This window comes from Arthrobacter sp. P4_F10 (assembly GCF_056401435.1).
Window position 1 is genome coordinate 1 of sequence record NZ_JBFUJJ010000073.1, and the last position, 5,402, is coordinate 5,402.

General features: G+C 63.2%; 10 protein-coding genes. 7 read left to right on the top strand and 3 right to left on the bottom strand.

Features of this window, described 5'->3' with window-relative positions; all coding sequences use genetic code 11:
* The coding region (locus tag AC1DR1_RS22765; RefSeq protein ID WP_476993415.1) for a CGNR zinc finger domain-containing protein at positions 1 to 250 on the top strand (250 nt) is incomplete at its 5' end.
* A gap of 184 nt (positions 251 to 434) precedes the next feature.
* Here the strand turns inward: AC1DR1_RS22765 and AC1DR1_RS22770 are convergent.
* A complete protein-coding gene (locus AC1DR1_RS22770; protein WP_476993416.1) occupies positions 435 to 818 on the bottom strand; it encodes a nuclear transport factor 2 family protein in 384 nt (127 codons plus the stop codon).
* Between the two features lie 60 nt (positions 819 to 878).
* Here AC1DR1_RS22770 and AC1DR1_RS22775 point away from each other — a divergent pair, with 60 nt between their 5' ends.
* Genes AC1DR1_RS22775 through AC1DR1_RS22785 form a run of 3 tightly spaced genes read left to right on the top strand, consistent with a single transcriptional unit; the run spans position 879 to position 2,222 of the window.
* The gene (locus AC1DR1_RS22775) at positions 879 to 1,220 is read left to right on the top strand and encodes a hypothetical protein (RefSeq protein WP_476993417.1); all 342 of its coding nucleotides are present in this window, start codon (positions 879 to 881) and stop codon (positions 1,218 to 1,220) included.
* Between the two features lie 40 nt (positions 1,221 to 1,260).
* Positions 1,261 to 1,617, top strand: a complete 357-nt coding sequence (locus AC1DR1_RS22780) for a PEP-utilizing enzyme (protein ID WP_476993418.1) — start codon at positions 1,261 to 1,263, stop codon at positions 1,615 to 1,617.
* 20 nt (positions 1,618 to 1,637) lie between these two features.
* The gene (locus AC1DR1_RS22785) at positions 1,638 to 2,222 is read left to right on the top strand and encodes a hypothetical protein (RefSeq protein ID WP_229995139.1); all 585 of its coding nucleotides are present in this window, start codon (positions 1,638 to 1,640) and stop codon (positions 2,220 to 2,222) included.
* Positions 2,223 to 2,272: 50 nt separating this feature from the next.
* Here AC1DR1_RS22785 and AC1DR1_RS22790 read toward each other — a convergent pair whose 3' ends face one another.
* Both AC1DR1_RS22790 and AC1DR1_RS22795 read right to left on the bottom strand, forming a co-directional pair.
* Positions 2,273 to 3,508 carry an MFS transporter gene (locus tag AC1DR1_RS22790; RefSeq protein ID WP_229995140.1) on the bottom strand — a complete coding sequence of 412 codons (1,236 nt, stop codon included), beginning with the start codon at positions 3,506 to 3,508 and terminating at the stop codon, positions 2,273 to 2,275.
* Positions 3,509 to 3,602: 94 nt separating this feature from the next.
* The gene (locus AC1DR1_RS22795; protein WP_476993419.1) at positions 3,603 to 4,100 is read right to left on the bottom strand and encodes a winged helix-turn-helix transcriptional regulator; all 498 of its coding nucleotides are present in this window, start codon (positions 4,098 to 4,100) and stop codon (positions 3,603 to 3,605) included.
* Between the two features lie 258 nt (positions 4,101 to 4,358).
* Between AC1DR1_RS22795 and AC1DR1_RS22800 the strand changes: the two genes are divergently transcribed.
* The 3 genes from AC1DR1_RS22800 to AC1DR1_RS22810 all read left to right on the top strand — a co-directional run.
* Positions 4,359 to 4,535 (top strand): hypothetical protein, encoded by a 177-nt coding sequence (locus tag AC1DR1_RS22800; RefSeq protein ID WP_476967240.1) that lies wholly within the window; start codon positions 4,359 to 4,361, stop codon positions 4,533 to 4,535.
* A gap of 90 nt (positions 4,536 to 4,625) precedes the next feature.
* The gene (locus AC1DR1_RS22805) at positions 4,626 to 5,069 is read left to right on the top strand and encodes a VOC family protein (RefSeq protein WP_229995143.1); all 444 of its coding nucleotides are present in this window, start codon (positions 4,626 to 4,628) and stop codon (positions 5,067 to 5,069) included.
* Between the two features lie 47 nt (positions 5,070 to 5,116).
* Positions 5,117 to 5,402 (top strand): VOC family protein (locus tag AC1DR1_RS22810; protein WP_476993420.1); only part of this gene is annotated, 286 nt, incomplete at its 3' end.

Sequence of the window (5,402 nt, forward strand, 5' to 3'; positions counted from 1 at the left end):
AGTGACGGAAGCGACCCCAATAGAGGCGCTGTCAACTGTGGCACGGCATGCCATCGAGGTCCTCAGCGGACCCGACGTGCCGCTGCTCAAGGAGTGCGCGAACCACGAGTGCACCCGGGTCTACATCGATCGGTCCCGGGGAGCGCGCCGGGAGTGGTGCGCCATGGACCCCTGCGGCAACAAGATGAAAGCTGCCGCCTACCGTGCCCGCAAAAGAGAAGAGAGGCTCGTCCCTGCCGCCGGCAAATAACCGTGGACGGCTACGGGCCGGTCGGCGACATCGGCCAGTATGAGAACATCTGGCGCATAGCGGTCCGGAGGGGAATATCGTGTCCCTGGCCGAGCGGATCGACTGACCCGCCCTCACCCGAAGACGGTCCAGCCGCGCGGCACCTCGGATCTCTGAGGGCTCGGAAAGCTGATGGTAGTCCTTATTAGGCCGGCGGCACCCGCGCGTTCAGGGCCTCATTGACGGGGGCGAAGGCGACCCGGTCCAGGACAAGTTCGATCTCGCGGATTTTGCCTGCGTTGATGGTGAGTAACTCGATGCACCTCACGGCCCCAGCAGCCGTATCGGTGATGAAGTCATACACGACGCAGGCACGGTCCTGCGCGGTGAAGACCTCCCGGATCCCATTGCGGACCAGGGCCGGGAGCAGGCGCTTGAGTGCCGTGGTCCATCCGGCCTTGTCGAGGGTCGTGCCGGCGAAAGTGGCTACAAGATCCTCACCGAGCAGGTTTTCAAGGGCTTCCATATCGTGGGAGCCAACGGCCTGGATGTAGGAGCGTGCGATCCCTTCGACGCTGGAGTCCGGCATGAGGGACCTTTCTTGAGCGGCGGAGAGGCTCCCTAAGGGGCCAAGGGCAAGGCGACGCGGGTGTTGCTGGACAGAGGCGCTTCCGAACTGTCGCCCAGGCCCTGGCTGGGTGAGCGGCAACCCCCTTCCGCGAGCGACCTGGTCCAGCACGTCCTGTGGCGGGCCAACGGGACCGGTAGCGGAGCGGCGGTGGATGGTCTGGACTTGCGGGCGGGCCTCACCCTTATTTCAGCCGCCCGGGCCGAGATGGATGGTCTGGAAACCGCGCTCCTGTTCCTGGCACGGGCCGAGGGGCTGACCTGGGCACAGATTGCGCAGAGCCTTGGTCTCCGCTCGGCGCAGGCCGCGCAGCAGAGACTCGACCGGCTGTCCGGCAGGCCCGAGACGGGTGCGGTGGGCTGACATGGAATCTACCTCTCCGGCCAAAGCCGGGACAGAAAGTTTGGATCACGCCAGCGCCGTTCTCACCAGAATCGGTGCCAGCCCGGGTACCGCGTGCGGGACTGCGCGCACCGTTCAGAGCCTCGATCAATTCTCCGCGGTGACCCCTGGCGACGTCCTGGTCTGCCGCACGACTGACCCCGCCTGGACACCACTGTTCGGGGTGGTCGCTGCAGTCATCACGGAAACGGGCGGGATGCTTTCGCATGCCGCTATCGTCGCCCGCGAATACGGCATCCCCGCCGTGCTGGGGATAACGGACGCCCTGACCCGTATCACTGCCGGAACGACGCTCATGGTGGACGGAACTCATGGAACCGTCCACGGGAAACCGGCAAGTCCCGGAGCGGGTCCATGACGAGCCCGCAGCAACCATCAATGATGCTCACCCTCCACGCCATGAGGCTGCTTGGCTTCGCCGACACTGAGTCAGTTGCAGAGCGGTTCGGCCAGGATCCGCACCACGCCGAACGACTCCTTATTGATGCCGGCGCGAAAGGGTGGGCGTTGCGCTCCTCATTCGGGGGAACCCGGGGCTGGTCCCTGACAGTCGCGGGCAGGACTGAAAACGAACGGCTCCTGGCGGCGGAACTGGACAGCACAGGCGGTTATGCAGTTGTCACGGCCGTGCACGCGAAGTTTGCACCGCTGAACGCAGACGTCGTGGCCGCCTGCAGCAAACTCCAACTCCACTGGCTCGCCGATGGAGATCAGCCAAATGGTGGGATCGACGAGCAAACACATCAAACCTTCGCCCAGGCGGCGGCGTCCCTAAGCGATCTGGAAGTCCGCCTGACCGCGGTGTTATCGCGGTTCGGCGGATACGCGAAACGCCTCGAACAAGCAGTGGCAAACGCAGCCACGGAACCGGCTTGGCTCACAGCCACAGACCGTGACTCCTTCCACCGCGTATGGTTCGAGTTGCACGAAGACCTCATCGCCACCCTCGGCATCCCGAGGTGAACACTCCATGCAGACCCAAGACCTGCTCTCTCTTTCACTCTGATCGCCCTTCACTCATGACGGCCGCGGCTGATGCCGAACTGCGAGATGAGGCTCATCAGCGCGAGGACGACAGTCGCGCCTCCATATCCGACAACCGTCGGCATGAGGCCCAGCGGGGCGGCGAGCTGGCCAGCGATGATGACGGGCAGGCCGAACGCGATGTAGGCGACAACGTAAATGGCTGCCACGATGCCCGCCCTCTGCTGGGGGCCGGCCAGCGGCATGATCAGGCGCAGTGATCCGGAAAAGGCTGCCCCGAAGCCGACACCCGTAATGACCAGCCCGGCGATCATGAGCGCAAGGCTTCCGGCGAGCACGCCGGTCACGACGCCGATGGTCCCGGCGATGGACGCATAGATCCCAAGAGTCATACCGTTCCGAGGGCTAAGCCGCCCGAAGGCGACAGCCACGACAGCAGCAGTTGCCGGCGCAATGAAACCGCTGAGGCCGTTGACCAGGCCGCTGTTCAAGTGGAAGACGTTGCGTACGATTGTCGGCGCGAGTCCGAGGGACAGACCTGCGAGCATCCAGATTGCGGCTATCACGGGGGCGGCGGCGGCAAATTCTCTTCTGGCAGCCGGCGGAACGGAGATGCGCGGGATCAGGGAACTCAACGCCCCGGGTGTGCGGGTCACGCTCTCGGGAGAGAGCGCGACGACGACGATCCCCAGGACGGTCACGAGGGCGAGGACGGCAAAGATGCTCGTGTTCGCCTCGGGCGTGAACTGGATGGCGAACCCCGCAAGCAATGCGCCAACAGCGAGCCCTGCGGTCATGCCGACGCTGCCAAGGATGCTGCCCAGTTTCTTTCGGTTCGGCGGTGCGAGTTCGGCGAGGGCGGCTGTGAATGCGCTGGTGGCAGCGCCGGTGGCGAGGCCCTGCACAACGCGGGCGGCGATCACCCACCCGATGTCGGGCGCTGCCAGGAACATCAGGGTCGCCACGAGCTGAACGAAGAGTGCACCGATCAGCACGGGCCGCCGGCCTACATGGTCTGAGAGTGAACCGACGGTCAGCATGGCCGCAAGGAAGCCGATCGCGTAGACGGCGAACGCGAGGGTCAGAACCGCCGCGGGAAAGCCCCACCGCTCTTGGTAGAAAGCGAGCAGTGGCGTCGGCGCACCCGCCGCCAGGTACAGGCTGATGAAGGTGACCGCGCTCCCCGTGAAAGCTACCCCGGAAGGAAGCTTGGAGCGACGGGGAGCGGCCGGTGGACGAGTTTCGAGGGTTGTATTAGACGACATTGAAAGGCTTCTGTTCTGCCGGCCAACGATCTCCGGCAACGTAGTTGATTTGTATGTTGTGATCCGGCGCCCGGGGCAGCGCGGCGCTGACTGATCAGGCGTGCCCCTGCTCGATCCAGTTGCCGTTTGCGGCAATTTCGAGATCGTCGAACCCGAGCTGCGCATCCGATTCGATATGGGGTCCGATAACGACTGGAATGTCCGTGCCGCGTTTCACGAGGCGCAACGGGCCGCCGTCGTCGGACTGCAAATACCGGTTGCCCCACTGCATCAGCGCGAACACCGCCGGCATGAGATCCGCACCCTTCGGCGTCAGGACGTACTCATAGCGCTTCCGCTTGCCCTCTTCCTGGTACGGACGCTTCTCGAAGAGGCCAATATCCGTAAGTTGCTTGAGCCGGGCGGAAACTATGGCATCGGTGCCTTTTGTCCGTCGCACGAAGTCGTCGAATCGGGTGGTGCCGTAGATGGCCTCCCGCAGGATGAGCATCGATGACCGGGTTCCGATTATTTCCATCGTCATGGCGATGGAGCAGTTCTCCATCCGCCAGGCGCCCCGATCCTCGAGCGCGCCTTGGAGTTTGATTGACACCGACCCACCTGCCTAACTTCCAGTTGTAGTAGTTAGATGGTGGCGGCTGACTACCAAAATGTCAAGCTAGCCGAATGAAGGCTCCATCCAAACGTCACCCTCTTGACAGGTGACGGAATGGCATGTCAATATCGTTACCAGTTGAACCGGTGACGCAGAAGTGGTTGCCGCATTCTTCAGCACTTCCCCCCAAGATCCCGCCCCCTCCCGGGCAGCGGAAGCACGTAGACCGTCAAACCCACTGAGAAGGAACCACAAATGGCGCAGACCACCACCGAGATACTGACAGACGCACTCAAGCAGGCCGCGGCTGCTCACGGCATCTACGAAGCCGAAGTCCTGGGCGGGGTGTACGACACCGAATGGCCGCAGTGGTACGCGGAACACATGACCCGCGCTCTCGCCGCGGCTGGGCACCGGCTCACCACCGGTTAGGGTCTCCGCCTCCCCGGGCAACCGGCGCAGCCTGTTGCCGTACAAAAACCACCAACCCACTCAGCAAACTCAACACAAAGGATTAACATCATGGATTTGAAGCTAGAAGTACTGTTCGTTCCCGTTTCCGACGTCGACCGGGCCAAGGCCTTCTACGAGTCGCTCGGATTCCGCGTCGATATCGACTACATCGCCAGCGAGGACTTCCGGGTGGCGCAGCTGACCCCTCCCGGGTCGGAAGCATCGATCATGATCGGCAAGAGCATCACCGCTGCCGCACCCGGATCACTCCAGAACCAGATTTTCGCCGTCAAGGACATCCTCGCGACCCGGGCCGACCTCGCTGAAAAGGGCGTCGACGTCTCCGAGGTATTCCACTACGCGAAGGGATTCATCTTCAACCTCGACAACCAGCACCGCGTTGCGGGCCCGCACCCGGAACGCGCCGACTACCAGTCCTTTGCCTCGTTCAGCGACCCGGACGGCAACAGCTGGCTTCTCCAGGAAATCAACACCCGGGCGCCCGGACGTTGAGCACCCAACCAACCCACTCAGCAGACTCAACACAAAGGATTAACATCATGGATTTGAAGCTTGAAGTACTGTTCGTTCCCGTTTCCGACGTCGACCGGGCCAAGGCCTTCTACGAGTCGCTCGGATTCCGCGTCGATATCGACTACATCGCCAGCGAGGATTTCCGGGTGGCGCAGCTGACCCCTCCCGGGTCGGAAGCATCGATCATGATCGGCAAGAGCATCACCGCTGCCGCACCCGGATCACTCCAGAACCAGATTTTCGCCGTCAAGGACATCCTCGCGACCCGGGCCGACCTCGCTGAAAAGGGCGTCGACGTCTCCGAGGTATTCC